The organism is Streptomyces guryensis, assembly GCF_021261325.1.
GTDB classification, from domain to species: Bacteria; Actinomycetota; Actinomycetes; order Streptomycetales; family Streptomycetaceae; genus Streptomyces; species Streptomyces guryensis.
Genome location: NZ_JAJSBI010000003.1, coordinates 84,407 through 108,276 on the forward strand (window position 1 = coordinate 84,407; position 23,870 = coordinate 108,276).

Here is a 23,870-nt window from a genome sequence, read left to right on the forward strand (position 1 = left end):
CCGTGGTGGTCACCAGGCCCCCCGGCGGACCAGATGGCGGCGGAGCTTGCCGGTGGGCGTGCGGGGGAGCGAAGGGACGAAGCTGACGCTGCGGGGGACCTTGAAGGCGGCCAGGTGCTCACGGGCCAGCCGCACGAGCTCGTCCGCCAGACCGGCCGGCACGGACGCGACGGGTACGACGAAGGCGCGCAACCTGCCCATGCCGCGCCCGTCGGTGACGGCGACGACCGCCACCTCCCGCACCGCCGGGTGGAGCCGCAGCACGGCCTCCACCTCCAGCGGGGAGACGGTGATGCCGCCGACCATCTCCATGTCGTCGGTGCGGCCCAAGTGGCGGTAGGCGCCGTCCGGTTGGCGGACCGCGCGGTCGTGGGTGGCCAGCCAGCCGCGGACGAGGGTGCCTTCGGTCGCCTCGGGCCGGTCGAGGTAGCCGGGGGTCACCGTCGGTCCGCGGACCCACAGTTCGCCCTCCTCGCCGTCCGGCACCGGCCGGCCCGCCCGGTCGCGCAGCTCCACCTCGAAGCCGGGGACGGGACGGCCGACGGTGCCCGGAGCGTTGTGGTCGAAGCTGTTGGCGCAGAAGGCGTGCCCGGCCTCGGTCGAACCGATCTGCTCCAGGACCGGCGCACCGAGCAGCTCGGTGATCTGCCGTCCCAGCCCGTCGGGCAGCCCCTCACCGGCCGACACCGCGGCCCGTACCGAGGCGAAGCATGCCTCGTGCCCGCTGCCCCGGTCGGCCACCAGCGCGGCGTACGCGGCCGGCACGGAGTAGAGCAGGGTGACCCGGTGCCGGGCGACCAGTCCGTCCACGGCGGCCGGGGTCGGACGCCGGTCGACCAGTACGGCCGAGGACCCGGAGAAGAGCGGGAAGACGAAGGCGTTGCCGAAGCCGTAGGCGAAGTACAGCTTCGACACCGACAGCGTGACGTCGTCCTGGGTGATCCGCAGCAGCCGCCGTCCGATGAGGTCGTGGTACGTCTTCGGGTCGCCGTGCGTGTGCACGACGCCCTTGGGGCGGCCCGTGGTGCCGGAGGTGTACTGGACGTACAGCAAAGTGTCCGCGTCCACCGGATGCGCGGCGGCCGGCTCGGCGACGGGGGTGAGCGCGAGCAGTTGGTCGGCGCCGAGGCGGGCCCGGTCGGGGAAGCGGTCCTCCAGGCCCGGCCCCGTGAGGCACAGCACAGCCCGGGTGTCCCCGGCCATGAACGCGTGGTCCGCGGCGGGCAGTTCAGGGTTGAGCAGGACGGCCACGGCTCCGAGCCGGGCGGTGGCGAGGAAGGCCGTCACCCAGGCGATCCCGTCGGGCAGCGCCAGCACCACCCTGTCACCGGCACGCACCCCGTGATCCGCGAGCACCGTCGCGGCCCGGGCCGCGAGCGCATGGACCTCGCCGTGGGTCCAGGCGCGGTGGCCCTGGTGGAAGGCGGCCCGGTCCGTCCACCCGCGCCGCTCGGCCAGCCCGGCGAGCTGGGCGGCGAGATTGCCCGGTGCGCCGGAGTCGGCCGGGGCCTGCGCGAGGCCGGCGGGAGAGTGCTGCGCGGCGGCGGGCCGGGACGCCCGGCGCTGCTGAGGAACGGCGGTCGCCCGCAGTGGGGCCGCCGCGGACCGCGGAGTCGTCATCGCACCGGCTCCTCACTGGTGGTGTGCGCCCGGCGGACGTCGGCGCGTGCCGACGTGTGCTGTCGCTGCTCCCGTATCCGGTCCGCGGTGTACAGGTTCAGGGCCCGCATCTGGGCCGCGGTCTTCAGCAGCATCTCGTCGTACTCGGCGACCGCGTCGGAGTCGAGGACGATCGCCCCGCCGGCGCCCAGCTGCATCAGCCCGTCCGCGAACACGGCCGTACGGATGACGATGTTGAGATCCGCGCCCCCGCTGCACCCGAGGTAGCCGATGGCGCCGGAGTACACGCCACGGGCCTCGGTCTCCAGCTCGTCGATGATCTCCATCGTCCGCAGCTTCGGCGCCCCGGTCATCGAGCCGCCGGGGAAGCAGGCGCGCACGCACTCCACCGCGTCCGTGCCCTCCCGCAGCCGCCCCTCCACCGTGGAGACGAGCTGGTGCACGGTCGCATACGTCTCGGTGGCCATCAGTCGCGTCACCCGCACCGACCCCGTCCGGCAGACCCTGCCCAGGTCGTTGCGGAGCAGGTCGACGATCATCAGGTTCTCGGCGCGCGTCTTGGCGTCCGCCGCCAGCGCGTCCCGCAGCCGGGCGTCCTCCTCGGGCCCGCCCCCGCGGGGTGCGGTGCCCTTGATGGGCCGGGCTTCGGCGACCCCGTCCCGGGTGATCCGCAGGAACCGCTCGGGGGAGGAGCCGGCCACGTCGACGTCCCCGAACCTCAGGAAGGCCGCATACGGGGCCGGGTTGACCCGGCGCAGCACCCGGTAGAAGTCGTACGCGTCCGGCGGGGCGGGTAACCGGGCGGTGTTCGTCAGACAGATCTCGTAGCTCGTCCCCGCCCGCAACTCCCGCCGGCAGGCCTCGATGTCCGCGAGATACGCCGCCCGGTCCCGCACCAGCCATGGCTCGGCCGCACCGAAGCGCTCCGCGGGATGTGCGGCGTCGGGCCGTCTTGCGCCCGCGGCGACGTCGCGGCTGGTCGCGCCGTTCCCCGCGCCCCTTTGGGGCGCTGTCGAACCGCCGCGGAGTTCACTGAGGCCGCTTACGCCTTCGGGGGCGGCCGAAACGAAGCTCAGCTGTGCCAGCGCGCCCTCCAGCCAGTCCTCGGCCTGCCTAGTGCCCTGCGGGGTGTCCTCCGCGAGACAGACCGCGTAAGTGAACCCCTTCAGATGGTCCACGGCGATGAGCCGGTCCGCGAACAGCCAGCAGGCGTCCGGTACTTCGGACGAGTGCCGGTTCGGTGAGCCGCAGTCGGCCTTCAACTCGTAGCCGAAGTAGCCGACATACCCCCCGGTGAAATCGAAGGGCAGCCCGCCGGCATCCACCCGACGGCTCGTCAACTGCCGTCGCAGATAGTCGAATACGCTCGCCGCGACCTTGCGCGGCGGCCGTCCCGCCCGCTCGATCTCACACCGTCCGCTCCCGACGTCGTAGCGCACGAACTCCGCGAGCGGCCCCCTGTCGTCACCGAAGAACGAGAAGCGCGAGAGCCCCTCCTCGACCAGCGAACTGTCCAGCCAGAACGCCCGCCGCGACGCCCCGTACATCCGCGTGAACGCGGCCTCCGCATCGACCGCGCCGACGATCCGCCGGGTGTGCAGACGGTAGGCGGGAGTCGCCCGCCGAGGCCGGGGGATGGTCGCGAAGGGCGCGGGGAACGCGGCCGCGTCCGGGGTGACGGCGGTGTTCTTCGTACGAGTCCTGCGGGCCCGTGCCGTCGTGAGATTACGGAAGTTGACCAGCATCCGGTGGCCGTACTCGGTGAGCACGGACTCCGGGTGGAACTGCACCCCCCACAACGGCCGGCTGCGGTGCCGCAGCCCCATCAGGACCCCGTCCTCGGCCCAGGCGGTGGCCTCCAGAGTCTCCGGGAGCGGCTCGGACACGGCGAGCGAGTGGTAGCGGACCGCGGTGAAGTCCTGCGGCAGCCCCTGGAACAGGTCCCGCCCGTCGTGCCGGACCGCGGACAGGTGCCCGTGCCGTGGCTCCGGGGCGGGCGCCACCCCGCCTCCCTCGCCGAGCGCGATGCCCTGGTGGCCCAGGCAGACACCGAGCACGGGGATGGCGGACTGGGCCAGTACGGCGGCGCTGAGGCCGAAGTCGCCGGGCTCGGCCGGGTGCCCGGGCCCCGGCGACACCACGACGTTGTCGAATTCCGCGAGGTCCAGAACTCTGTCGCCGGCGTCGTTCAGCACGACGACCGGTTCCTCGCCGTTGACCTCGGCGATCAGCTGGAACAGGTTGTACGTGTACGAGTCGTAATTGTCGATGAGCAGGGTCTTCACCCGCCCACCTCCCTTGGGTCGTTCCGGGCCGGTGCGGCCGCTATGCGGTCCGTCTTTTGTGACGTCCACGGAGTGCCTGGAGCGGCGGATACAGCCATTTCTTGAAGAAACGCTGAAGTCGCGGCATGAGAATCCAGGTGACGAGCGCAGTGACGCACAGACATAACAGCAGCGTGCGGACGAGCGGATTGAGGCCGCCGAGATAGGGAATGACGATCAGATTGAACAGGAGCACCGGCGGAAACACCGCACTCATGTTGATGAACCACAGTTTCCATTTCGGTGGCGGGGTGGGCGCCTTCGGCGCGTTGGTCTGGGAGTCGAACCACACCTTGGAGCCCCGCACGCTCGTGCGCTCCATCTGCCGGGCGAACCCCACAGCCCATACGTCCCACTGTGCCCGCGCGGTCGAGTCCTCCCAGGCCCGCGCCTCTCCCTCGGTGGCGAAGCGATAGACCACATGCCACTCGGCCTCCTGGTCGACAAGGACGCCACCCCCCAGGAAGCCCGGCTGCTGCGAGCTTGCGCCGAGCATGGCCCACCCCCACGAGTGGAACTCGGGCTCGCGGCCCGACACCACGTGATAGGCCACAGTGACGGTGACGGGATTACTGGTCACGCCACCCAGTACGCAAGAAATCCACAGCACGTTCAAATATTCAACGAAGTTTTTTCAGCTGTCCGGAGCTGTCTGGATCGTGCCCCTTTGGTGGCCTTTCGGATGCCTTGATTCCGTGCGGAAATAAATGACCGCGTATAAACGACCGCGTATAAATGACCATGCATCGCATTTACCAGTGGACAAGCAGCCGGGCGGGCATTGGCTCAGGCCGCCGCCTCCGTTGTCGGGGCGTCCGTCGTCGGCGCCTCCCCGAACCGCGCCAGCGCCAGAGCTCCCGCGACGGCGATCACGAACCCCAGCACCGCGAGCCAGGCGAGCCCCTCCCGGGTACGGTCACCGAGCCACACCACGCCCACCGCCGCGGGCCCTATCGTCTCGCCGATCACCATCCCGGCGGTGGCGGTGGTCACCGAGCCACGCTGCAAGGCCGACGTCAGCAGCAGGAAGGCAGCTCCTCCGCCGATCACGAGGGCGTATGTCGCCGGGTTGGTGAGCAGCTCCGACGGTGCGAGCGAGTCGATCAGCCGCACCGACACCTCCACCACCCCGAACCCGAACCCGGCCCCCAGCCCGAGCACCAGCGCCCGCCCCCGCCCGGACCAACGCCCCCCGAACAGACCGAGCAGCAGCACCGCGACGGCGATCGCGAGCATCGCGTACTTCAGCGCCGTCGACCCCTCGCGATGCCCCTCGGCCCCGGACGCCAGCCCCAGCATGGCGAGCCCGGCGCACACCACCCCGACGGCACCCCACTCCGTCCCGCTCAGCCGCACCTGCAGCAGTCGCGCCGCGACCACCCCGGTCACCGCCAGGCTGGCCGCGAGCGCCGCGGCGACCGCGTAGATGGGGATCGAGCGCAGGGCGACGATCTGGAGCAGGAACCCCAGCCCGTCCAGTCCCAGCCCCGCCAGATAGCGCCACTGCCGCAACGCCCGCAGCAGCAGCGCCGCCTCTCCGCCCCCACCCGTACCGGCTGATCGCGCCGCGACCGCCTGCAAGACCGTCGCGGTTCCGAAGCAGACCGCCGCGCCCAGCGCGCACACCATCCCAAAGATCACAAAGCGACTGTAGGGGAAGCGCACAGGAAGCGGCGATTCCCAGGCGTCCACTCTCACCGATCTGTTGGCTGTCCCCATGGGCACAAGGTGCCTGGGGGAGAGGGGCGTTGCCCCTGCCTCTCCTGCCGCCCGGCTCGGCTTCCCCGAACCACCGTCCACGACCCGGGTGGCAGATTTCCACCATCGCTCCGAAGCCCCTCGACGGGCTATCCGATCACGGCGGAGCCGCTCAGAGCCCGAGTACAGCCCGCAACTGCGCGAGCCCCCAGTCCAGATCCTCCTTCCCGATCACCAACGGCGGTGCGATCCGCACCGTCGGCCCGTGCGTGTCCTTCACCAGCACCCCCCGCTCCATCAGCTTTTCCGAGACCTCCCGCCCCGTGCCGTACCGCGGCGCGATGTCGACGCCCGCCCACAGACCCCGCCCGCGCACCGCCGTCACCCGCCCCGTGCCGGTCAACGCCCCCAGTTCCCGGTGCAGATGACCGCCCAGCTCCGCGGACCGCGCCTGGAACTCGCCCGTCCGCAGCATCGCGATCACCTCCAGCGCCACGGCACAGGCCAGCGGATTCCCGCCGAAGGTCGAACCGTGCTCACCGGGCCGGAACACGCCGAGCACATCGGCCAACGACACCACGGCCGACACCGGCACGATCCCGCCGCCCAGCGCCTTCCCGAGCACATACACATCCGGCACCACGCCCTCGTGCTCGCACGCGAAGGTCTTTCCGGTCCGCCCCAGCCCCGACTGGATCTCGTCCGCCACGAACAGCACGTTCCGCTCGCGCGTCAGCTCCCGCACCGCCGGCAGATAACCGGCCGGCGGCACCAGCACCCCGGCCTCGCCCTGGATCGGCTCCAGCAGCACGGCCACCGTGTTCTCCGTGACCGCCGACCGCATCGCCGTCAGATCCCCGTACGGCACGATCTCGAAGCCCGGCGTGTACGGACCGAATTCCGCCCGCGCCTCCGGATCGGTGGAGAAGCTGATGAGGGTCGTCGTACGGCCGTGGAAGTTGTTGCCCGCGACCACGATCTTCGCCATCTCCGCGGGCACCTTCTTGACCCGGTACCCCCACTTGCGGGCCGTCTTCACGGCCGTCTCCACCGCCTCCGCGCCGGTGTTCATCGGCAGCACCATCTCCATGCCGCACAGCTCGGCGAGTTCGGAGCAGAACGCCGCGAACCGGTCGTGATGAAACGCCCTCGACGTCAGCGTCACCTGCTCCAGCTGCGCCTTCGCCGCCTCCACCAGCCGCCGGTTGAGATGGCCGAAGTTGAGCGCCGAGTAACCGGCCAGCAGGTCCAGATAGCGCCGTCCCTCGACATCCGTCATCCACGCCCCGTCCGCCGAGGCGACGACCACGGGCAATGGGTGGTAGTTGTGCGCGCTGTGCGCGTCGGCGGCGGCGATGAGTGTCTCCGTAGCGGTCACGGGATCTCCCGAAGGTGCCAGGTGCGGTGCGGGTGCCCCTTTCTTATCCTCGCTCGCATGGTGGACGCGGGACCTCCGCGTTCCGGCGCGCCCGGTAGGCTGACCTGCGGGCCGTGACTGGCGCGCTGGGATGGGACCGACCATCGGGGAGCGGCCTGCGAGTGAGCGAGTGCCGTGCGCCTGGGCCAACCGTGCACCGTGAACGCTTCAAGCCACGCCACCCGGAGGCCGACGACATGTCAGAGCAGCAGCCCCTCTCCACCGAGTCCACCGCCTTCCGTGCCGCCCTCGACGTGATCCGCGCCGTCGAGCCGCGCGTCGCCGACGCCATCGGCCAGGAGGTGCACGACCAGCGCGAGATGCTCAAGCTGATCGCCTCCGAGAACTACGCCTCCCCGGCCACCCTCCTCGCGATGGGCAACTGGTTCAGCGACAAGTACGCCGAGGGCACCATCGGCCGCCGCTTCTACGCCGGCTGTCGCAACGTCGACACCGTCGAGTCCCTCGCCGCCGAACACGCCAAGGAGCTCTTCGGCGCCCGCCACGCCTACGTCCAGCCGCACTCCGGCATCGACGCCAACCTCGTCGCCTTCTGGTCGGTCCTCGCCCAGCGTGTCGAGACCCCCGCCCTGGAGAAGGCCGGCGTCCGCCAGGTCAACGACCTCACCGAGGCCGACTGGGCAGAGCTCCGCCAGGCCTTCGGCAACCAGCGCATGCTTGGCATGTCCCTGGACGCCGGCGGCCACCTCACCCACGGCTTCCGCCCGAACATCTCCGGCAAGATGTTCGACCAGCGCTCCTACGGCACCGACCCCGCCACCGGCCTCATCGACTACGAGGCCCTGCGCGTCTCCGCCCGCGAGTTCAAGCCGCTGATCATCGTCGCCGGCTACTCCGCCTACCCGCGTCTTGTGAACTTCCGCATCATGCGCGAGATCGCCGACGAGGTCGGTGCGACCCTGATGGTGGACATGGCGCACTTCGCCGGCCTGGTCGCGGGCAAGGTGCTGACCGGCGACTTCGACCCGGTCCCGCACGCCCAGATCGTCACCACCACCACCCACAAGTCGCTGCGCGGCCCGCGCGGCGGCATGGTCCTGTGCGACGACTCCCTCAAGGACCAGGTCGACCGTGGCTGCCCGATGGTCCTCGGCGGTCCGCTCCCGCACGTCATGGCCGCCAAGGCCGTCGCTCTCGCCGAGGCGCGTCAGCCCTCCTTCCAGGACTACGCCCAGCGCATCGTCGACAACTCACGGGCGCTGGCGCAGGGCCTGATGCGCCGGGGCGCGACCCTGGTGACCGGCGGCACGGACAACCACCTCAACCTGATCGACGTCGCCTCCTCCTACGGCCTCACCGGCCGCCAGGCCGAGGCGGCCCTGCTCGACTCGGGCATCGTCACCAACCGCAACGCCATCCCCGCCGACCCCAACGGCGCCTGGTACACCTCAGGCATCCGCATCGGCACCCCCGCCCTGACCACGCGTGGCCTGGGCACCGCCGAGATGGACGAGGTCGCGGGCCTCATCGACCGCGTCCTCACCACCACCGAGCCGGGCACCACCAAGTCGGGCGCCCCGTCCAAGGCCCAGCACGTCCTCGAACCGAAGATCGCGGACGAGATCTCCCGCCGCGCCACCGACCTCGTGGCCGGCTTCCCGCTGTACCCGGAGATCGACCTCGGCTGATCCACGCTCTCTCTTGAGTTTTCAAAGATCGTCGACCTTCGGAGATCGGTGATTCTCAGAGATCGATGAGCTCCTGTCGTGGCTCCTCCCGCGGCGGTCCGGCACCCTGTCGGGCCGTCGCGCGGCGTATCAGCAGCGTGCCGCCGGCTCCGGTCGCGAGCCCCACCGCCAGTCCCGGCACCACCCACCAGGCACTGCCCGTGTCCCGACCGGCCCCTGCCATCGAGGCGGCGTCCCCGGCGGGACCGGCCGCAGCGGCTCCCTGCCCGAGCCCGGCGAGCACTTTCTCCCGCTCCAGCTGCACGAAGATCGAACGTGGCGCGCGGTGCCAGCGGATGTCGTCGTCCTGCACTTCCGGCGACGGATCCGTCCGTATCCAGGGCGTGCCGTCCGCCGCCACGAACAGCTGGTCCTGCCGCTCGACGGCCACGTCTCCACCCGGCGGCCGGTTCGTCCGGGGCCAGCCTCCGACTCCCGTGAGTCCCCAGACCACGGTGAAGACCACGGGCGGCTGACTGTCCTCGGTCCAGGCCACCGGCACCCGCTCCGTTCCGGTGTAGGCGGGCTGCAGCAGCTGCCGCAGGTGGGCGAAGGCAGGCTCGCCCGACCGCAGCACCACCGTCTGCCCTGTGCCACCCGCGATGATCATCGCCAGGTCGGGCATGTCCCGACCGTCCGCCTGCGCTCGCGTCTGCGCTGCAGCGAGTACCAACGCCAACGCCCCTGTCAGCGCGGCCAGTTCATGAGCCCTGTGCCTCCACCCACGCATTCCGTCCCCCAGCCAGTCGGTCCCCTGCAGCCCGCCCCGGGCCGCGTGTCACTTCTGGTACACCGCCCGCCCTGCCGGGGTTCCCACCGTCCGTGAACTATTTGGAAGGCTTCTCCGACGACTCGGAGGGCGCTTCGAGCGACTTGGCGATCTCCACGGCCCGGCGCTTGGACGCCATCCCCTCCAACCGGAGTGTCACGGCCCCCGCGCCGGTCCGGTGGGTCCACAGCAGCGTCGGCCCCGCGGTCCGCTCCCTGCGGGTGAAACGGTTCCCGTCCGCGTCGACCAGCCAGAAGCTCAGCAGGTGGGGGCGGGGGAACCACAGGGCGTAGTCCTGCACACCGGCCGCCGAGGGCTCTGCGCCCAGCCCGATCCACTCCGGCGCCTCGCGCAGGACCTTGGTGAAGCCGACGTCCAGCCGCTCCGGAAACTCGTCCAGCCGGACCGTGTGCCCGCGCTCCCGCCGGCACAGGCTCACCAGGAACCGCCCGTGCGGCCCGCTCGTCACCGTCACCGTGTCCGGCGCGCCGAACGCGTCCGGCACCAGCGGCTCGAAGCCCGCCCGGTGCTCGGCCTGCCCGAGCGACACCGATCTGCCGCAGCCCGGCACCGAGGCGCCCGGCGAAGGCACCGCCGACGGGTCGTACCGCACCTCGACCCCGCCGAAGCCGAACCAGTCGAAGACCGCGGCCCGCACCGGGGGCGTGAGCACGAGAACCGTCAGCAGACCGCACAGGACCGCGGTCAGCGAGCGCCACCGCAGCCGGGTCCAACGCCGGACCGCACCCAGTCGCTCACGGCTGCCCCGCGGCCCGGCCACCGGCACCGGCACATGCTCGGCCAGTATCTGCCCCAGCACCCGCTCCACCATCGTCTCGGCGCCGAGAGAACCGTCGGCGCCGTCGCTCCCGGGCGCGTCCAGCGAGCGGCCGAGGGCCCGCAGCTCCTCCGGCAGCCGCGACGGTCCGCCCTCGCGCGCCCTCCCGCGGTCACGCCCGCGTGGCCCCGGACCACGGCCGCCCTCACCCTCGTACGCACCGCGTCCCTCACCCACGCTCATCACCCCCTTCCCGAGGCCTGAAATCCGGCAGCAGTCGGCCCAGCTTGCGCAGAGCGCGGTTCAGGCGGGACTTGACCGTCCCGCGGGGCCAGCCCAGCGCCTGGGCCGTCTCGGGCTCGTCCATCTCCAGGAGATAGCGGTAGGTGACGACCAGGCGGTGCTCCTCGCTCAGCTTCTCCAGGGCGGACAGCAGCGCCGCACGGCGCTCACCTTCCAGCGTCGCCACCGCCGGGTCCGCCGATTCCGGTATCAGCGGCTCCGCCTCCACGAAGGCCGCCTCCCGGCCGACGAGCGTGCGCTGCCGCGCCGCCGTACGCACTGTGTTCCTCGTCTCATTGGCGACGATCGACAGCAGCCACGGCTTGAAGGCCGCGCCGTCCCGGAACCTGCCCAGCGCGCAGTACGCCTTGACGAAGGCCTGCTGCACCACGTCCTCCGCGTCCGCACCCGCCCCGAGCGCCGCGGCCGCCCTGAGCGCGATCCCCGTATGGGCCCGCACCAGCTCCGCATACGCCTCCGGTTCCCCGGCGCGTACACGTGCGATCACCGCGGCCTCATCGATGATGCGGCCCCCCTCCCGCGTTCTCACACTCTTGTTACACCGCGGAAGACGGATCGGTTCCCACCTGTTTCCGACCAGTTCCGGATCGCCTCGACAGACCTGAGAGAATGGTGAACATGGCCTCTGACCGACCTCGCGTGCTCTCCGGAATCCAGCCCACCGCAGGCTCGTTCCACCTCGGCAACTACCTCGGCGCCGTCCGCCAGTGGGTGGCCCTGCAGGAGTCCCACGACGCGTTCTACATGGTCGTCGACCTGCACGCGATCACCGTTCCGCAGGACCCGGCGGAGCTGCGGGCGAACACCCGGCTGGCCGCCGCCCAGCTGCTCGCGGCCGGTCTCGATCCGGAGCGCTGCACGCTCTTCGTCCAGAGCCATGTGCCCGAGCACGCCCAGCTGGCCTGGGTCATGAACTGCCTCACCGGCTTCGGCGAGGCCTCCCGCATGACCCAGTTCAAGGACAAGTCCGCCCGGCAGGGCGCCGACCGCGCCTCCGTCGGCCTGTTCACGTACCCGATCCTCCAGGTCGCCGACATCCTGCTCTACCAGGCCAACGAGGTCCCGGTCGGCGAGGACCAGCGCCAGCACGTCGAGCTCACCCGCGACCTCGCCACGCGCTTCAACGGCCGTTACGGCGACACCTTCACGATCCCCAAGCCGTACATCCTCAAGGAGACGGCGAAGATCTACGACCTGCAGGACCCGTCGATCAAGATGAGCAAGTCGGCGTCCACGCCGAAGGGCCTCATCAACCTCCTCGACGACCCGAAGGCCACCGCGAAGAAGGTCAAGAGCGCGGTCACGGACACGGACACCGTCATCCGCTACGACGCCGAGAACAAGCCCGGTGTCAGCAACCTGCTCACCATCTGCTCGACCCTCACCGGCAGGTCGATCGCCGAGCTGGAGCGGGACTACGAGGGCAAGATGTACGGCGCGCTCAAGACCGACCTCGCCGAGGTCATGGTCGAGTTCGTGACGCCCTTCCGGGAGCGCACCCAGCAGTACCTGGACGATCCGGAGACGCTGGACTCGGTGCTGGCCAAGGGCGCGGAGAAGGCGCGCGGGGTCGCCGCGGAGACCCTCTCCCAGACCTACGACAAGGTGGGCTTCCTGCCCGCCAAGCACTGACGCACACCGGCGCGCGCACGGACCACTGGTCAGAGCGCTCCACATCACTGCGGTTGCGCCTGCCCGCGACACAGCCGTGGCCGTACAGTCGGTAGCCGACGGCTGAGAACAAGACCGTCACGACGACAGGAGACGACGTGGGGACCGTAACGATCGGCGTGTCGATCGCGGTCCCGGAGCCTTACGGCAGCCTGCTCCAACAGCTGCGCGCGGGCTTCGGCGACGCCGCTGCTCACGGCATCCCCACGCATGTCACCCTGCTGCCGCCGACCGAGATCGACGGCGGCGACCTGCCGGCCGTCGAGGAGCACCTGACCGAGGTCGCCGCGGCCGGCCGCCCGTTCCCGATGCGGCTGTCCGGCACGGGCACCTTCCGGCCCCTGTCACCCGTCGTCTACGTGCGGATCGCCGAGGGCGCCGAGGCCTGCACCCGGTTGCAGAAGCAGCTCCGCGACCCCGCCGGCCCCGTACCGCGTGAACTGCAGTTCCCGTACCACCCGCATGTCACGGTGGCGCACGGCATCGACGACGAGGCGATGGACCGCGCCTTCGAGGAGCTCGCCGGCTACGAGGCCGGCTGGCCATGCACCGGCTTCGCCCTCTACGAGCAGGGCGCGGACGGCGTGTGGCGCAAGCTGCGGGAGTACGCCTTCGGGGGCTCCGTGGTGCCGCCGCAGGCCGGGCACGTGGAGCGCGGCTCCCTGCCGACCCGGTGATTCGGGGCGCGGCAACCAGGGGGTGCGCGGTAACTACAGGGGCAACCGGCGGAACAGCCCGCGCGGCACGTGCCGCAGCGCCGACATCACCACGCGCAGCGTGCCGGGCACCCACACCGTCTCCGAGCGCCGCCGCAGTCCCAGTTCGACGGCCGTCGCGACCGCCTCCGGGGTCGTCGCGAGCGGTGTCTCCTCGAGACCGGCGGTCATCTTCGACCGTACGAACCCGGCGCGTACGAGCATGACGTGCACGCCCGTTCCGTACAGCGCGTCGCCCAGGCCCTGCGTGAAGACGTCCAGGCCGGCCTTGCTGGAGCCGTAGATGAAATCGCTGCGGCGGGCCCGCTCGCCCGCGGTGGAGGAGAGCACCACCAGCGAGCCGTGGCCCTGCGTCTGCAGCGCGCGGGCACTCACCAGGGCCGCCGACACCGCGCCCGTGTAATTGGTCTGTGCGACGCGCACCGCCCAGGCCGGTTCACGCTCGTCGCGCGCCTGGTCGCCGAGGATCCCGAAGGCGAGCAGCACCATGTCGACGTCGCTCTCCGCGAAGACCTTGCCGAGGGCCGTCTCGTGGGAGTCGGGGTCGAGCGCGTCGAAGGCGACGGTGTGCACGTCGGCGCCGTGGCCGCGGAGTTGCTCCGCGGCCTGCTCCAGGGCGGGCGAGGGGCGTCCCGCGAGCCACACCGTGCGCGTGCGGCGCGCGATGAGACGTCGGGCCGTGGCGAGCGCGATCTCGGACGTACCGCCGAGGACGAGCAGGGACTGGGGGAGGCCGAAGGCGTCCTTCACGACAGCAGCTCCTAGGGGTGTTGTTCGGATCGGGTCGGCTGTGGGGAGCGGTGCGTCCTGGCCGCGCCGGGCGGGGCCGTGGGGCCTCCGCCGGAGCCCCTGAACGACACCTCCTCGGGGCTCAGAGGGCGAGTCGGCGGGACAGGTCGGACGTGAACACCGCGCGCGGGTCGAGTTCTGCGCGCAGGGCCCGGAAGTCGTCGAGGCGCGGGTACATCGCGGCGAGGAGTTCGGGGCGCACGCGGGAGTCCTTGGCGAGGTGGACGCGGCCGCCGGCCGTGGCGACCTCCTCGTCGAGTTCGTCGAGGAAGGCGCCGAGGCCGGGCAGGCCCGCGGGCAGGTCCAGGGCGAGCGTCCAGCCGGGCACGGGGAACGAGAGCCACCCCGGGGCGGCCTCTCCGAAGCGCTTGAGGACGGCCGGGAAGGCCGGGCAGCGCCGCGCGGAGATGCGCCGCACGATCCGGCGCAGGGCGTCCTCCTGGCCGCGTCCGACGACGACCTGGTAGTGCACGAAGCCGCCACGGCCGTGGACGCGGTTCCAGTGCGGCACGCCGTCCAGGGGGTGGAAGAGGGTGGAGATCCGCTGAAGTCGGCCGGTACGCGCGCGTGGCGCCGTCCGGTACCGGAGTTCGTTGAAGAGGCCCACGGTGGTGCGGCCGAGCAGGCCCTGAGGGAGGTGGGCGGGGACAGGAGGGAACTGCAAGGTGCGGAACGCCAGTGGCGCTCTACGCGCGCGTGCGGGCAGTGCGTCGAGCGGGGCGTGGTCGGCGCGGGTGAGGACCGCGCGTCCCGTCGCCGCGCCGCGGGCCAGCAGGTCGATCCACGCGACCGAGTAGCGGTGGCGGTGGTCGGTGGCCGTCAGGCGCGCCATCAGGTCGTCGAGGTCCGTGGCGCGCTCCGTGGCCACCGACAGCAGGGAGGTCTCGACCGGCAGGAGCCGGACGGTGGCCGTGAGGATCACTCCGGTCAGGCCCATGCCGCCGGTGGTGGCGTCGAACAGGGGAGTGCCGCGGCTCACCGTGCGGATCCCGCCGTCGGCGGTGAGGAGTTCCAGCGACAGGACGTGCCGGGAGAAGGAGCCGGAGACGTGGTGGTTGCGGCCGTGGATGTCCGCGCCGATCGCACCGCCGACCGTCACATGGCGCGTTCCGGGCGTCACCGGCACGAACCAGCCCAGCGGCAGCAGCACCTCCATCAGACGGTGCAGGGAGACGCCCGCGTCGCACAGCACGGTGCCGCCGTCGGCGTCGATCGCGTGGATGCGGTCCACGCCCGTCATGTCGAGCACCGCCCCGCCGGCGTTCTGCGCCGCGTCCCCGTACGCCCGTCCCAGGCCCCGGGGGATGCCGCCGCGGACCCCGCAGGCCCGGACGGCGGCCGCGGCCTCCTCGTACGTCCGTGGGCGGATCACATGGGCCGCGGTGGGAGCGGTGAGGCCCCAGCCGGTGACGGTGACGGTGACCGGAGCGGTGTCGGCAGACATATCGGTGACCGTATCGCCCCTATATAACCGGCCAGCATTGAAACATGACTCTTCTACCCGAAATGGGCGATTAATGGGATGTCGCTCACTGATGAAATGAGGAGCCCTCGGCTGAAATGAGGAGCCCTCGGCGCGCTCGCACCGACCGCCGCACGGCACTGTGCCCGGTTTTCGGGGTACTCGCACATTGGTCTTCCACACCTGGGGGAGAGTCTGATCATGGACTGGCTGAAGAAACTCCCCGTCGTCGGGCCGCTGGTGGCGCGCCTCGTGCTCACGCACGCGTGGCGGTCGTACGAACGTCTGGACCGGGTGAAGTGGACCCGGCTGGCCGCCGCGATGACGTTCACGAGCTTCGTCGCGCTGTTCCCGCTGCTCACCGTGGCCGCCGCGATCGCCGCCGCCACACTCAGCAAGCAGCAGCAGAACGACCTGCAGAGCAAGCTCGCCGAGCAGGTGCCCGGCATCTCCGACCAGCTCGACATCCAGAACCTGGTCCAGAACGCCGGCACCATCGGCCTCATCGCGGCCGCCGCCCTGCTGTTCACCGGCATCGGCTGGGCGGGCTCGATGCGCGACTCCCTGCGCGCGGTGTGGGAGCTGCCCGACGAGGAGGAGAACCCCTTCCTGCGCAAGGCCAAGGACCTGGGCATCCTCGTCGGTCTCGGCGGCGCCGTCCTCGTCACGATCGCCGCCTCCACCGTCGCCTCCGCGATGGTCGGCTGGATCACCCGGCAGACCGGTATCGACAACGGCGGCTGGGGCGGGGCGCTGCTGTACGTCGCCGCGTTCGCCGTCGCCGTGCTCGCCGACTTCCTGCTGCTCCTGTACGTCCTCACCCTGCTGCCCGGCGTCGAACCGACGCGCCGCCGGCTGACGGTCGCCGCGCTGATCGGCGCGGTCGGCTTCGAGCTGCTGAAGACGCTGCTGAGCGGCTATATGCAGGGCGTGGCGGCGAAGAGCATGTACGGCGCGTTCGGCGTGCCCGTGGCCCTGCTGCTGTGGATCAACTTCACCTCGAAGCTGGTCCTGTTCTGCGCCTCCTGGACGGCGACGCCGAGCGAGCAGGGCGAGCGGGCCCAGCAGGGCGAGCGGGCCCAGCAGGGCGAGCGGGTCCAGCAGGACGAGCGGGTCCAGCAGGACGAGCGGGTCCAGCTGGCCGAACAGGATCAGCGGGACGAGGGTGCCGAGGGGCCCGAGCGGAAAGAGTTCACGGACGGGACCGGCGGCGTACCAGATCGGGCAGCGGCCAGCGGCGGTTGACCAGGAACGCGGCCGCCGCGAGCAGCACCAGCACCCCACCGCTTATGGCGAAGGCAACCCCCATGCCGCCGGAGCGTCCCGCGGCCGAGGCGCTCGCCACCGGCGAACCGGACGCCTTGCCGGCGGCCTCGCCCGTCTGGCCCGCCGACGTGTTCCCGCCGGACCGACCGCCCGACTGCGCGGCGCTCCTCGGCGCCACCAGCTCACCCACCGGCCGAGCCTTCCCGGCCGCCTGGAAGCCCCAGTCGAAGAGCCTGGCGGTCTCCTTGTAGACCTCGTTGTGCTCGCCCTTCTGCGGGTTCATGGCGGTGACCAGCAGCACCCTGCCGTTCCGCTCGGCGACACCGGTGAAGGTCGCGCCCGCGTTCGTCGTGTTGCCGTTCTTGACGCCCGCGATGCCCTGGTAGACGGGGACGTCGGAGTCGCCGCTCAGCAGCCGGTTGGTGTTCTGGATCTCGAAGGACTCACGGACCGACTTGCCCTTCTTCTCCGTCGTGTCGCCCGGGAAGTCGGCGCGCACCGTCGAGCAGTACTCGCGGAAGTCCTTCTTCTGCAGCCCGGAGCGGGCGAACAGCGTCAGGTCGTACGCGGACGAGACCTGCCCCGGGGCGTCGTACCCGTCGGGCGAAACCACGTGGGTGTCGAGGGCCTGGAGCTCCTCGGCGTGCTCGTTCATCTCCTTGACGGTGTTCTCCACGCCGCCGTTCATCGCCGACAGCACGTGCACGGCGTCGTTGCCCGAGCGCAGGAAGACGCCGAGCCACAGGTCGCGCACCGTGTACGTCTCGCCTTCCTTTATCCCGACCATGCTGGACCCGGCACCCATGCCCGCCAGGTCGGAGGGCGCCACCTCGTGCTGCTGGGTCCTCGGGAACTTGGGCAGCACCGTGTCCGCGAACAGCATCTTCATCGTGCTCGCCGGGGGCAGCCGCCAGTGCGCGTTGTGCGCGGCGAGCACCTCACCCGACTCGGCGTCGGCGACGATCCACGAGCGCGCGGTGATGTCCTTGGGGAGCACGGGGGCGCCGCTGCCCAGATCGACCTGTGTGCCCGGCTGCCCGAGACGGGCGCCGCCCACGGACGACATGTCCGCCGGCGGAGTGACCGTCGGACTCGGCGAGGGACTCGGGGCTGCGAAGGAGACGGGCGCGGTCAGCGCGAACGAGGACAGGACGGCGGAGGTGACCAGCAGGGATCGCCTGACGGTCTTCTGGGGAGCGGACACGGACGAGAAAGTACATGGCACGGGCCGTGAAGTCCCGCCTCCCACCCCACCCCGGGCACGGAACGGAACGGGCGGCGGTGATACTGAACTCATGAAGCTCAGCCGCCCGGTCTCCTGGTTCCTGCTCGCCTTCGGGGTGTGGTCCTGGGTCATCTGGGTCACTTTCGTTAAAAATCTCATCAAGGACGGCAGCGGGCTCGCGTTCGACCACGGTCACCCGACGGCGTACTTCTGGGTGCATCTGACGCTCGCCGTCGTCTCCTTCGTATTGGGGACGGTCATCGGGGGCATCGGGTTGCGCGGACTGCGTGCTTTGCGCCAGACCTCATAACGGCGGCAAATACACACAAACGGCAGAACCGGCAACGGGGGTCACGGCACGATGGTCGTCGTCTTCGGGGTACTCGCGCTCCTCGCGCTCGGCGTTCTCGTCACGGGCAACTGGTACCTGTGGCGCCGTCTGTTCCGCGACACCACCCGGGGCCCCGGCCTCGCGCGCCGCGCGGGTGCGGTGGGGATCGCGGGTGGCTGGGTGCTGGCGGTCGGCGCCGTCGTGGGCGAGCGCGCGGGCGCGCCCTTCTGGCTGCAGCAGGTCCTGGCCTGGCCGGGCTTCCTGTGGCTGGCGCTGTCGATCTATCTGCTGCTGGCCGTCGTCGCGGGCGAGGTCGTACGGCCCCTGCTGCGCCGCCTGCTGGAACGGCGGGCGCGCGCCACAACGGCCGTACCCCAGCCGCAGCCGGTACCGGCGGGATCGGTACCGCCGAAGACGCCGGCGGCCGACGCCGGGCCCGCACCGCTCGCGGAGCCGTCCCGCCGCCTCTTCGTCTCCCGCGTCGTAGCGGGAGCCGCCACCGCCGCCGCCGTCGGAACGGTCGGCTACGGCACGTACGGCGTCCTGCGCGGTCCGAGTGTGAAGCGCGTCACCGTGCCGCTCGCCAAGCTCCCGCGCGCGGCACACGGTTACCGCATCGCCGTGGTCAGCGACATCCACCTGGGCCCGATCCTCGGCCGGGGCTTCGCCCAGAAGGTCGTCGACACGATCAACTCCACCCAGCCGGACATCGTCGCGGTCGTCGGCGACCTGGTGGACGGCAGCGTGAAGAACCTCGGCCCCGCGGCGGCACCGCTGTCGCAGTTCAAGGCCCCCTCCTACTTCGTCACCGGCAACCACGAATACTTCTCCGGCGCCGCGCAGTGGGTCGAGGAGGTACGGCGGCTCGGGCTGCACCCGCTGGAGAACGCCCGGACCGAGCTGCCCTGGTTCGACCTCGCCGGTGTCAACGACATCGCGGGCGAGAGCGAGGGCCAGGGCCCCGACTTCACCAAGGCGCTCGGCGACCGGGACACGGCACGCGCGTGCGTGCTCCTCGCCCACCAGCCGGTCCAGATCCACGACGCCGTCAGGCACGGCGTCGACCTCCAGCTCTCCGGCCACACCCACGGCGGCCAGCTCTGGCCCGGCAACTTCATCGCGGCCGCCGCGAACCCGACCGTCGCGGGCCTGGAGCGGTACGGCGACACGCAGCTCTACGTCAGCCGGGGCGCGGGCGCCTGGGGGCCGCCCACGCGCGTGGGCGCACCGTCGGACATCACCGTGATCGAACTGGCGTCGACGCACGCCTGAGCCGGCGGCGAGCCCGATAGAAAACGCTGGCTGAAACCGTGCGCAGCAGACCCTGTGCGGGCCTTGTGAAACATGACGGAAACCCCTTGCGGTAAGTTCTTTCTCAACTCGTCAAATCCCTCTTCCCCCAGGTGAAACTCCTGTGATTAGGTGAGCCCCGCCACTAGGGGAGTGGCATGTGGGGTGGGGCCTGTCGGGCCCGGGGAGGGCAACCGATGCGCTCGGTTCGCATGCGGATTCTTGCGACGCTACTGGTACTGGCGGGTGTGGCGGTGGGCGGCTGGCAGCTGCTGCCGTCGCAGGAGAACACGGCCAGGACCATCGAGGTCGGCACGACGGACGAGGTCACCTCGCTCGATCCGGCCGGCGCCTACGACGCGGGATCCTGGGCTTTGTTCAGCAACGTTTTCCAGTCACTGCTGACCTTCGAGCCGGGCGGCGCCTCACCGGTGCCGGACGCGGCCAGGAGCTGCGACTTCGTGGGCAGTCAACTGACCACCTACCGCTGCACCTTGCACACGGGACTCGCCTTCCCCAGCGGCCGCACGATGACCGCCGAGGACGTCAAGTACTCCTTCGACCGGGTCAAGGCGATCAAGTCCGACGTCGGCCCGTCCTCGCTGCTGAGCACGCTCCGCTCGGTCGACGCGAGCGGCCTGACGGTCACCTTCCACCTGTCCTCGCCCGACGCCACGTTCCCGTTCAAGGTGGCCACCGGGGCGGGCTCGATCGTCGACAGCCAGAAGTACCCGAAGAAACACCTGAGGACCGACCCCGGCGCCGACGGCACCGGCCCGTACGAGCTGACGGCGTACACGAAGGGCAAGAAGGCGGCTCTCGCGCCGAACACGCGCTACCAGGGCGCCGTCCAGAAGACGGGCCGGCCCGTCGACCTGCTCTACTACGTCGACTCGGACGCCCTCGACAAGGCCTGGAACGCGAAGCGGATCGACGTCGCCACCCGCCAGCTGCCGCCCAAGGTCCTGTCCGGGCTCTCGGCGAGCGACCCGAACCAGCGCCTCTCCGAGTCCGACAGCTCCGAGACCCGCAACCTCTACCTCAACACCCGCGCGAACGCGCCCCTGCACGACAGCAGGGTCCGGCAGGCCATGGCGTGGCTGATCGACCGCGAGGAGCTGGCCGCCACGGTGTACGAGGGGACCGTCGACCCGCTGTACTCGCTGATCCCGACGGGCATCACCGGCCACACCACGTCCTTCTTCGACGCCTACCCGAAGCAGGACGCGAAGAGGGCGAAGGCCCTGCTCACCGCGGCCGGGGTGACGACGCCGGTCCGCTTCACCTACGGCTACGCCGAGAACCGCGGCTCCTCCGAGGCGGAGGCCACGGCCATCAAGAAGCAGCTGGAGGCGAGCGGCCTGTTCAAGGTGACCCTCAAGGGCTACGCGTGGACCGCCTTCCAGGAGGCCTGGGCCACCGGCAAGCTGGACGCGTACGCCGTCGGCTGGGTCGCCGACTACCCGGACCCCGACACCTTCGGCGCGCCGCTCGTCGGCACCAAGGGAACCATGAACACCGGCTACAGCAACAAGGCCGTCGACCAGCTGATTCAGGCCAGCCAGCGGTACGCCGACCGCGGCGACGCCGCCTCGGACTTCAGCACGCTGCAGCAGGACGTCGCCCACGACGTGCCGGTCATCCCGCTGTGGCAGGGCAAGGAGTACGTCCTGAGCACCGAGGACGTCGGCGGCGGCCAGTATCTCGACGACGGCACCGGTGTGTTCAGGCTCTGGACCCTCAACTGGATCTGACGCGAACGCGCGGCGTTGACATTCGCCCCGGTGACGTCGGACGCTCACCTGACGCACGGCCATGTGACGGAGGTGTGCGCGGGGTGAGGAGCAGACGTGTTGAGACGCAACTCCTTCCGGCTGCCCCGGCATCCGGCATCCGTCGCTCTGGCCAGACGCCGGGTCCGGGACCATCTGGCCGACTGGGGGCACGGCCCGGACGATCCGGCGCTGGCGGACGCGGTACTGCTGGTGTCCGAGCCGGCGACCAACGTCGTACGCCATGGGCCGCTCCTGGAGCGGGAGTTCGAGGTGGCTGTGACCGCACTCGCCGACGGCTCCTGTCTCATCGAGGTCTCGGACGAAGGGCAGCTGGAACCCCGATTACGGCTGGTCGGCGATCGGGAGGAGAGCGGCCGCGGCCTGCATCTGGTGGAGACCGTCGCCGCGGCCTGGGGGGTGTGGAGCAGAGGGCGCCACGGCAAGACCGTGTGGGCCCTCGTCATGACCAACGGCTGAACACCGATGGGAGAGTTACGTCCGTTCCGCCGTACGGGACGGCAGCGTGACCGTCACGGCCAGACCCTGGCCCGGTGACGTGCACACCGCGACCTCCCCGCCGTGCGCCTGCACCACCCCCTGCACGATCGCCAGGCCCAGCCCGCTGCCCGCACCGCCGCCGGCCCGGAAGAAGCGGTCGAAGACCCGCGCCGCGTCCTGTTCGCACAGCCCCGGACCCTCGTCCGCGACACACACCCGTACGACCCCGTCCTCCCGCTCCACACCCAGCCGCACCGCCACGTCCGCGGGCGTGTGCGTGCGTACGTTGCCCACCAGGTTGCCCAGCACCTGTCTCAGCCCCGACTCGTCGGCGTGCACCAGCACGGAGCCGTCGGCCGCGACCTTGATGGGCCGGTCCGGCTGCTGCACCCGCAGGTCCTCGGCCGCGTCCCGCACCAGGCGGCTCACGTCGACGTTCCGGAAGCGCAGTTCGGGCTGCTGGTCGAGCCGGGCCAGGGTGAGCAGTTCGTCGACCAGCCGCCCCATGCGGTCCGTCTCCGCCAGCACCCGCTCCCAGGCCCGCTTGCGCTCGTCCGGGTCGCTGAGCATGCCCTTGTCGTACAGCTGGAGATAGCCGCGTATCGCGGACAGCGGGGTGCGCAGCTCGTGCGAGGCGTCGGCGACGAAGCGGCGCAGCTGGGCCGCGCTGTGCTCGCGCGTGCGGTACGCCGACTCCACCTGGTGGAGCATCGAGTTGAGGGCGAGCCGCAGCTGTTCGACCTCCTCGGTCGGATGGTGGCTGGAGGGCACGCGCCGGGTCAGGTCGCCCTCGGCTATCGCCGTCGACGTCTCCACCATGTCCTCCAGCGGCCGCATCCGGCGGCTGACGCTCATCATCGTGAGCCAGGCCAGCAGCGCCAGCAGCAGCGTGCCGATGGCGAGGTCGAGCTTGAGGGCCTTGAGCATGCCGTTGTGGAGGGCGTCCGTGGAGGTGGCGAACAGGATGTACGTGCCGTCGGCGAGGCGGGTCGCGGTGGCGCGGTAGCGGGCGCCGTGCACCTCGATGTCGTGCGGGTCGGCGGCCGCGGCGAGGGCGCGGGGATCGTCCACCGCGCTCGCGAGGGCGCGCTGGGTGTCCGTCGGTGCGAAACGGGCCAGGGAGACCGGTTTCCCGTGCGCGTCGACGGCGGTGAGGATCGAGTCCGGCCGGGCCTGTTCGTCGTGCTGCGGCAGGAACCGGTCGCGGACGATCGCCAGCGCGCCCAGCGCGTCGATCTGGTCCATCGTGAGCGAACCGCCCAGCGACTGCCGGGTCTTGTTGAGGTTGGCGTCGACCTGGTTCAGCAGGTAGTACCGCATGCCCATCAGGCTGACCGCGGTCGCCGCGACGATGCCGAGGGCCAGCAGCGCGACGTTCGCAAGCGTCAGCTTGGCGCGCAGCGAATGGATGCCGCGCTCGCAGTGCGGCCACCGGATCCTCATGCCAGCCCGTATCCCACACCACGCCGCGTGGTGATCATCGGCGGGCCGAGCGCGTCCAGCTTGCGCCGCAGATAGCTGATGTAGGTCTCCACGACGGTCGACTCGGGCGGGGTGTGCTCGTACTGCCAGACATGGCGCAGGAGTTGTTCCTTGGGCACGATCCGGCCGCCGTTGCGCACCAGGAAGCGCAGCAGGGCGTACTCGGTGGGGGTGAGCTCGACGGTGCGGCCGGCGCGGTGGACGCTGTACGTCGTCTCGTCCAGCTCAAGGTCGCCGTAGCGCAGCGGGGGCCGCTGCGGCAGGACGTCGGCCGTGCGGGTGCGCCGCAGCACCGCGGTGATGCGGGCGACGACCTCGTCGATGTTGAACGGCTTGGTGATGTAGTCGTCGCCGAAGCCGAGGGCGCCGACGACCTCGGCGGGCGAGTCGCGCGCGGTCAGGAAGACCAGCGCCAGGTCGGGCCGCCTGGCGCGCAGTTCGCGCCCCAGCGCCCGCCCGTCCCCGTCCGGGAGCATGACGTCGAGCAGCGCCGCGTCGGGCCGGGTGCGCTCGGCGAGCGCGAGGGCCTCGCGGACGGTGCCCGCGATCATCACCTCGAACCGGTGGTAGCGCAGGGCGATGGCGAGGACGTCCGCGATGCTCGGCTCGTCCTCCACCACCAGCACGGTGCCTGGAGCCGTCGTCATGCCCCCAGTATCGGGCGGGGCACTGACAGTGGGGCCGGATCCGTCTTTGGAGTTCCTTGAGAGTCATGGCGCAGCCCACCCTCGCGCGAGCCGCGCCCCCAATCCTGTTGCCCAGGACCTG

Annotated in this window: 21 protein-coding genes and 1 riboswitch; of the genes, 8 read left to right on the forward strand and 13 right to left on the reverse strand. The window is 71.1% G+C overall.

What is annotated here, in order from left to right; translation table 11 throughout:
• Positions 1-9: 9 nt before the first annotated feature.
• The 5 genes from LJ657_RS07285 to rocD all read right to left on the reverse strand — a co-directional run bounded on the left by LJ657_RS07285 (position 10) and on the right by rocD (position 7,020).
• Positions 10-1,620, reverse strand: a complete 1,611-nt coding sequence (locus LJ657_RS07285; RefSeq protein ID WP_232647528.1) for an AMP-binding protein — start codon at positions 1,618-1,620, stop codon at positions 10-12.
• A complete protein-coding gene (pabB, locus tag LJ657_RS07290) occupies positions 1,617-3,905 on the reverse strand; it encodes an aminodeoxychorismate synthase component I (protein WP_232647530.1) in 2,289 nt (762 codons plus the stop codon). The genes LJ657_RS07285 and pabB overlap by 4 nt, the downstream gene beginning before the upstream one ends.
• 40 nt (positions 3,906-3,945) lie before the next feature.
• Positions 3,946-4,524, reverse strand: coding sequence for a putative antibiotic biosynthesis monooxygenase (locus LJ657_RS07295; protein ID WP_232647531.1), 579 nt, complete (start codon positions 4,522-4,524; stop codon positions 3,946-3,948).
• Between the two features lie 206 nt (positions 4,525-4,730).
• Positions 4,731-5,573, reverse strand: a complete 843-nt coding sequence (locus LJ657_RS07300; protein ID WP_232647958.1) for a DMT family protein — start codon at positions 5,571-5,573, stop codon at positions 4,731-4,733.
• Positions 5,574-5,814: 241 nt separating this feature from the next.
• Entirely contained in the window at positions 5,815-7,020 is a 1,206-nt protein-coding gene (gene rocD, locus LJ657_RS07305) for an ornithine--oxo-acid transaminase (RefSeq protein WP_232647532.1), read from the reverse strand.
• Positions 7,021-7,123: 103 nt separating this feature from the next.
• Positions 7,124-7,213, forward strand: a riboswitch (ZMP/ZTP riboswitch).
• 43 nt (positions 7,214-7,256) lie between these two features.
• On the opposite strand from rocD, the gene LJ657_RS07310 reads away from it, so the two are divergent.
• Positions 7,257-8,708 carry a glycine hydroxymethyltransferase gene (locus tag LJ657_RS07310; RefSeq protein WP_232647533.1) on the forward strand — a complete coding sequence of 484 codons (1,452 nt, stop codon included), beginning with the start codon at positions 7,257-7,259 and terminating at the stop codon, positions 8,706-8,708.
• 55 nt (positions 8,709-8,763) lie between these two features.
• Here the strand turns inward: LJ657_RS07310 and LJ657_RS07315 are convergent, their stop codons facing one another.
• The 3 genes from LJ657_RS07315 to LJ657_RS07325 all read right to left on the reverse strand — a co-directional run bounded on the left by LJ657_RS07315 (position 8,764) and on the right by LJ657_RS07325 (position 11,084).
• A complete protein-coding gene (locus LJ657_RS07315) occupies positions 8,764-9,477 on the reverse strand; it encodes a hypothetical protein (RefSeq protein ID WP_372487822.1) in 714 nt (237 codons plus the stop codon).
• A gap of 97 nt (positions 9,478-9,574) precedes the next feature.
• The gene (locus LJ657_RS07320) at positions 9,575-10,537 is read right to left on the reverse strand and encodes a hypothetical protein (protein ID WP_232647536.1); all 963 of its coding nucleotides are present in this window, start codon (positions 10,535-10,537) and stop codon (positions 9,575-9,577) included.
• Positions 10,524-11,084: an RNA polymerase sigma factor gene (locus LJ657_RS07325; RefSeq protein ID WP_232647538.1), complete on the reverse strand. Its 561-nt coding sequence runs from the start codon at positions 11,082-11,084 to the stop codon at positions 10,524-10,526. Before LJ657_RS07325 ends, LJ657_RS07320 begins: the two co-directional genes overlap by 14 nt.
• 131 nt (positions 11,085-11,215) lie before the next feature.
• On the opposite strand from LJ657_RS07325, the gene trpS reads away from it, so the two are divergent.
• Together trpS and LJ657_RS07335 are read left to right on the forward strand one after the other, a co-directional pair.
• Positions 11,216-12,229, forward strand: a complete 1,014-nt coding sequence (gene trpS / locus LJ657_RS07330; RefSeq protein WP_232647541.1) for a tryptophan--tRNA ligase — start codon at positions 11,216-11,218, stop codon at positions 12,227-12,229.
• 137 nt (positions 12,230-12,366) lie between these two features.
• Positions 12,367-12,945: a 2'-5' RNA ligase family protein gene (locus LJ657_RS07335; RefSeq protein WP_232647542.1), complete on the forward strand. Its 579-nt coding sequence runs from the start codon at positions 12,367-12,369 to the stop codon at positions 12,943-12,945.
• A gap of 33 nt (positions 12,946-12,978) precedes the next feature.
• Here the strand turns inward: LJ657_RS07335 and dprE2 are convergent, their stop codons facing one another.
• The gene (gene dprE2 / locus LJ657_RS07340) at positions 12,979-13,734 is read right to left on the reverse strand and encodes a decaprenylphospho-beta-D-erythro-pentofuranosid-2-ulose 2-reductase (RefSeq protein WP_232647543.1); all 756 of its coding nucleotides are present in this window, start codon (positions 13,732-13,734) and stop codon (positions 12,979-12,981) included.
• Between the two features lie 121 nt (positions 13,735-13,855).
• Positions 13,856-15,217, reverse strand: a complete 1,362-nt coding sequence (gene dprE1 / locus LJ657_RS07345) for a decaprenylphosphoryl-beta-D-ribose oxidase (protein ID WP_232647544.1) — start codon at positions 15,215-15,217, stop codon at positions 13,856-13,858.
• A 219-nt stretch (positions 15,218-15,436) separates the two neighbouring features.
• Between dprE1 and LJ657_RS07350 the strand changes: the two genes are divergently transcribed.
• Entirely contained in the window at positions 15,437-16,480 is a 1,044-nt protein-coding gene (locus LJ657_RS07350; protein WP_232647545.1) for a YihY/virulence factor BrkB family protein, read from the forward strand.
• On the opposite strand, the gene LJ657_RS07355 is transcribed toward LJ657_RS07350, so the two are convergent.
• Entirely contained in the window at positions 16,428-17,705 is a 1,278-nt protein-coding gene (locus LJ657_RS07355; RefSeq protein ID WP_232647547.1) for a D-alanyl-D-alanine carboxypeptidase family protein, read from the reverse strand. The two genes, LJ657_RS07350 and LJ657_RS07355, sit on opposite strands and share 53 nt — an antisense overlap.
• A 91-nt stretch (positions 17,706-17,796) precedes the next feature.
• Between LJ657_RS07355 and LJ657_RS07360 the strand changes: the two genes are divergently transcribed.
• The 4 genes from LJ657_RS07360 to LJ657_RS07375 all read left to right on the forward strand — a co-directional run bounded on the left by LJ657_RS07360 (position 17,797) and on the right by LJ657_RS07375 (position 21,599).
• Entirely contained in the window at positions 17,797-18,036 is a 240-nt protein-coding gene (locus LJ657_RS07360) for an SCO4848 family membrane protein (protein ID WP_232647548.1), read from the forward strand.
• A 51-nt stretch (positions 18,037-18,087) separates the two neighbouring features.
• Positions 18,088-19,329 (forward strand): metallophosphoesterase, encoded by a 1,242-nt coding sequence (locus tag LJ657_RS07365; protein ID WP_232647550.1) that lies wholly within the window; start codon positions 18,088-18,090, stop codon positions 19,327-19,329.
• A gap of 215 nt (positions 19,330-19,544) precedes the next feature.
• Positions 19,545-21,101, forward strand: a complete 1,557-nt coding sequence (locus tag LJ657_RS07370; RefSeq protein ID WP_232647551.1) for an ABC transporter substrate-binding protein — start codon at positions 19,545-19,547, stop codon at positions 21,099-21,101.
• Between the two features lie 96 nt (positions 21,102-21,197).
• Positions 21,198-21,599 carry an ATP-binding protein gene (locus tag LJ657_RS07375; protein ID WP_232647552.1) on the forward strand — a complete coding sequence of 134 codons (402 nt, stop codon included), beginning with the start codon at positions 21,198-21,200 and terminating at the stop codon, positions 21,597-21,599.
• A 15-nt stretch (positions 21,600-21,614) separates the two neighbouring features.
• On the opposite strand, the gene LJ657_RS07380 is transcribed toward LJ657_RS07375, so the two are convergent.
• Both LJ657_RS07380 and LJ657_RS07385 read right to left on the reverse strand, forming a co-directional pair.
• On the reverse strand, positions 21,615-23,063 hold the full coding sequence (locus LJ657_RS07380; protein WP_232647553.1) for a sensor histidine kinase: 1,449 nt from the start codon (positions 23,061-23,063) through the stop codon (positions 21,615-21,617).
• Positions 23,060-23,749 carry a response regulator transcription factor gene (locus LJ657_RS07385; RefSeq protein WP_232647554.1) on the reverse strand — a complete coding sequence of 230 codons (690 nt, stop codon included), beginning with the start codon at positions 23,747-23,749 and terminating at the stop codon, positions 23,060-23,062. Before LJ657_RS07385 ends, LJ657_RS07380 begins: the two co-directional genes overlap by 4 nt.
• Between the last annotated feature and the right edge of the window lie 121 nt (positions 23,750-23,870).